Here is a 4,629-nt window from a genome sequence, read left to right as displayed (position 1 = left end):
GGATTCTGCACTGATCTCGGGGAACTTGAACAGCATGCGCGCTCATCACGGCGATCGTTGCTCCTCAAGATGCCGTTTCCGTTGCCGTCCCTCATCCTGAGGAGCGGCAGAGCTCGATCGCGAAAATCATTCAGCCACGATTCAGCTGCAGCATTTTTTTGTTTGCGGAGTGATCGTCAACAAGCGTCTGCAGGGCTTTCTGAATGTTGATCACGGTGACGACCCGCATCGGCCGAGATCATTCAGCCGTGATCCACCATCAAAATCCGAACCCGCGTAGCGCGGTCCGATTAAGCTCATTCAGGATCGCGTTCGCCCGAGCGAGGGAAGTGAAGCGATCCGAGATCCGAAAAGGCTGCGATTGGAAGAACGGATTGTTTCCTTCGCGCAACTGCATCGCCGCTGCTGCGCAGTCCGCTGGCAGGCATCTTGCGCACCGATCGCTTTTACCAGCGCCGCTGCATCTGCGTTCTCACGCACGGCGCTGCAGCATCGTTGCGCCGTCGGCCTGATAGTTCTCAACAGCAGATGAGAGATCGATGCCGACGATGCGCAGCGGCTCTTTGCATCATCGTATGAGCCAACGCGTATCGGAGGATCCGGATATCCCTGCAATTCAATGCGGAATCCTGCTGTCATCATCGCAACGCACTATGATTCGGCGTCGACTTTACGCACACGAAAAACGCGTGACGATTTTCTGACGATTGGGCGTTGACAGCTTCGAGAGTGCGAGACTATAAACCGGCCACTGAGCGCGGCGGCGCCGGGGCCTACGGGTCCGGGACGGTTCGACGCTCAGAAGCACCTCAACGCGATGTGTGAAGCACCAGCCGACAGTTTCGGTGGGTGTTTTGTCGTCGGGTTGAGTTGTCAGGTTTCTGAGAAGGGGCCTGGCGGATCTCGATCGGTGCAATGTTCTGCTGCTTGTTTCGGACGAAATAATCGGCGCACTGCGAAGAAAGAGGTTGCTTCCTTCCTCTGGAGGGTCTACTGGTTCGCTCCCTTCGGGGCGCTGGCATCCACTGGATGCCGCCTGATGGATCTCACTTTGGAAGATCTGAAGATAGAGATTTCTCCCTTTTGGGGAGATTGACGCATCTGCGTCGGGCTGTTTGACAAGTTAAATTGAAGAAAGAGAAACGTGGACGGCGGAGTCCTTGCGGGTCTCGTTCGATGGGAGCTTCGGCTTCTTGAGACGGGGCCGGACGAAAGACTTCGGCGGTACACGTTTTGAACAAAGGTTAACACCATCGTTGTTAGCGCTGTGAAGCGCGGACAGCAGATTGGCTGAATTTCGGTTTGGTCGATTTAGTATGGTGGGACCTCGTCAATACGTTGTGATCAGCTGGTTTAAAGTTTCAAGTCCAACTTGAGAGTTTGATCCTGGCTCAGAGCGAACGCTGGCGGCAGGCTTAACACATGCAAGTCGAACGGGCGTAGCAATACGTCAGTGGCAGACGGGTGAGTAACGCGTGGGAACATACCTCTTGGTTCGGAACAACACAGGGAAACTTGTGCTAATACCGGATAAGCCCTTACGGGGAAAGATTTATCGCCGAGAGATTGGCCCGCGTCTGATTAGCTAGTTGGTGGGGTAAAGGCCTACCAAGGCGACGATCAGTAGCTGGTCTGAGAGGATGATCAGCCACATTGGGACTGAGACACGGCCCAAACTCCTACGGGAGGCAGCAGTGGGGAATATTGGACAATGGGCGCAAGCCTGATCCAGCCATGCCGCGTGAGTGATGAAGGCCCTAGGGTTGTAAAGCTCTTTTGTACGGGAAGATAATGACGGTACCGTAAGAATAAGCCCCGGCTAACTTCGTGCCAGCAGCCGCGGTAATACGAAGGGGGCTAGCGTTGCTCGGAATCACTGGGCGTAAAGGGTGCGTAGGCGGGTTTTTAAGTCAGAGGTGAAATCCTGGAGCTCAACTCCAGAACTGCCTTTGATACTGAAAGTCTTGAGTATGGGAGAGGTGAGTGGAACTGCGAGTGTAGAGGTGAAATTCGTAGATATTCGCAAGAACACCAGTGGCGAAGGCGGCTCACTGGCCCATAACTGACGCTGAGGCACGAAAGCGTGGGGAGCAAACAGGATTAGATACCCTGGTAGTCCACGCCGTAAACGATGAATGCCAGCCGTTAGTGGGTTTACTCACTAGTGGCGCAGCTAACGCTTTAAGCATTCCGCCTGGGGAGTACGGTCGCAAGATTAAAACTCAAAGGAATTGACGGGGGCCCGCACAAGCGGTGGAGCATGTGGTTTAATTCGACGCAACGCGCAGAACCTTACCAGCCCTTGACATGTCTATGACCGGTACCAGAGATGGAACCTTCCCTTCGGGGCATAGAGCACAGGTGCTGCATGGCTGTCGTCAGCTCGTGTCGTGAGATGTTGGGTTAAGTCCCGCAACGAGCGCAACCCCCGTCCTTAGTTGCTACCATTTAGTTGAGCACTCTAAGGAGACTGCCGGTGATAAGCCGCGAGGAAGGTGGGGATGACGTCAAGTCCTCATGGCCCTTACGGGCTGGGCTACACACGTGCTACAATGGCGGTGACAATGGGATGCAAAAGGGCGACCTCTCGCAAATCTCAAAAAGCCGTCTCAGTTCGGATTGGGCTCTGCAACTCGAGCCCATGAAGTTGGAATCGCTAGTAATCGTGGATCAGCATGCCACGGTGAATACGTTCCCGGGCCTTGTACACACCGCCCGTCACACCATGGGAGTTGGTTCTACCTGAAGGCAGTGCGCTAACCGCAAGGGGGCAGCTGACCACGGTAGGGTCAGCGACTGGGGTGAAGTCGTAACAAGGTAGCCGTAGGGGAACCTGCGGCTGGATCACCTCCTTTCTAAGGATGGTTCTTCAGATGCTTGCATCTATCGAACCTCTTTTGAAACATCAGTGGCCAGACATTGGATCAATGTTTGAGCTGCATAGGCGGGACACCGCCGTCTTCGTTTCTCTTTCTTCGCGGACGAACACACGCTGGGGCGTGCTTGGTCGTGCACCCGGCGAAAGCTGGTGCCACAAGCAGAGCCCTTTGTTGTTAGGGCTTGTAGCTCAGTTGGTTAGAGCGCGCGCTTGATAAGCGTGAGGTCGGAAGTTCAAGTCTTCCCAGGCCCACCATATTTGCGCGCTTTGCTTTCAAGGCTGCTGCTCACGTCACGACATCACATGCGCAAGCATCGCATCTGCAAAACGCGAACTACAGCGTTGAGCATTCGTCTTCTGGAACGGGGGCATAGCTCAGCTGGGAGAGCGCGTGCTTTGCAAGCATGAGGTCGTCGGTTCGATCCCGTCTGCCTCCACCAGAAACTTCTGATGGATGGCGACGTTGAGATCGTAACAAACATTCAGTGTGTTCAGACAGTGCGCGCCACATGGGCAGCGCCTGATTTAGTCCGCGGTATAACTTCGCTTGTCGGTCTTACGAGATCGACTGCGGGATTTATGACATCGTAAAGAGGAGATCGTTCCGAGGTTCGGATCTGCAAGCAATTGCGGGTGCCGTAATCATAATCTCCAGGAATTGAGTGCGAACGCTTTGCTTGCAAAGCTTCCGCATCTTTATTCCTTTTCAACGAAGCTTGACCGCCTCGTTGTCGGTTCGATCTTACGAAGCAAACTGGTCTTTCTAAATCATATCCAGCTGCATGAAGTGCGCACGGCTTGACGGCCGGCGTGCGGATTTTGCGTTTCCAATTCGTTGGTTGCGCAAAGCAGCATGCAGCAAACTCTGCCGAGTGTGTGGATATTGATAATGAGAGCAATCAAGTGTCTTAAGGGTATTCGGTGGATGCCTTGGCAATGAGAGGCGATGAAGGACGTGCTACGCTGCGATAAGCTATGGGGAGCCGCGAAGAGGCTTTGATCCATAGATTTCCGAATGGGGAAACCCACCTTCGATAGCCGAAACTCTAAGGTCATCACGACGTAAGTCGGGGTGGTTTTGGATTTTCGGTTATCAGTTGAAGGTATGAGACTCCTGAATACATAGGGGGTTTCAAGCGAACCCGGGGAACTGAAACATCTAAGTACCCGGAGGAAAGGACATCAACAGAGACTCCGTTAGTAGTGGCGAGCGAACGCGGACCAGGCCAGTGGCATATCAAAGACAACCGGAACCAGTCAGGAAAGCTGGACCTCAGAGGGTGATAGTCCCGTACGGGTAATGCAATGATATGTCCTTGAGTAAGGCGGGACACGTGAAATCCTGTCTGAACGTGGGGGGACCACCCTCCAAGCCTAAGTACTCCTCATTGACCGATAGCGAACTAGTACCGTGAGGGAAAGGTGAAAAGCACCCCGACGAGGGGAGTGAAATAGACCTGAAACCGGATACCTACAAACAGACGGAGCCCAAGATACGTTCTGGGTGACGTCGTACCTTTTGTATTATGGGCCAGCGACTTAATTTAACGAGCAAGCTTAAGCCGATAGGTGTATGCGCAGCGAAAGCGAGTCTGAATAGGGCGCTAAGTTCGTTGTATTAGACCCGAAACCTAGTGATCTAGCCATGGGCAGGTTGAAGGTGAGGTAACACTCACTGGAGGACCGAACGGGTGTCTGTTGAAAAAGACTCCGATGACCTGTGGTTAGGGGTGAAAGGCCAATCAAACTGG

The 4,629-nt window shown here is 53.7% G+C and carries 2 tRNA genes and 2 rRNA genes (1 of these 4 cut by a window edge); all 4 read left to right on the top strand.

The features are described 5' to 3' along the window. Window positions 1-1,368: 1,368 nt before the first annotated feature. A 16S ribosomal RNA gene (locus SFY93_RS29620) occupies window positions 1,369-2,855 on the top strand. A 201-nt stretch (window positions 2,856-3,056) separates the two neighbouring features. Next, a tRNA-Ile gene (locus tag SFY93_RS29615) sits at window positions 3,057-3,133 on the top strand. A gap of 109 nt (window positions 3,134-3,242) precedes the next feature. After that, window positions 3,243-3,318 (top strand) — tRNA-Ala (locus SFY93_RS29610). A gap of 457 nt (window positions 3,319-3,775) precedes the next feature. Then, window positions 3,776-4,629, top strand: a 23S ribosomal RNA gene (locus SFY93_RS29605) (it continues 1,966 nt past the right edge of the window). The 16S and 23S rRNA genes sit together here with 2 tRNA genes alongside, the layout of an rRNA operon.

The sequence above is a fragment of the Tardiphaga sp. 42S5 genome (genome assembly GCF_034044155.1).
Lineage (GTDB): Bacteria > Pseudomonadota > Alphaproteobacteria > Rhizobiales > Xanthobacteraceae > Tardiphaga > Tardiphaga robiniae.
Note: the sequence above shows the minus strand (reverse complement) of the source record. Positions and strands in the feature narration are given on the sequence as shown.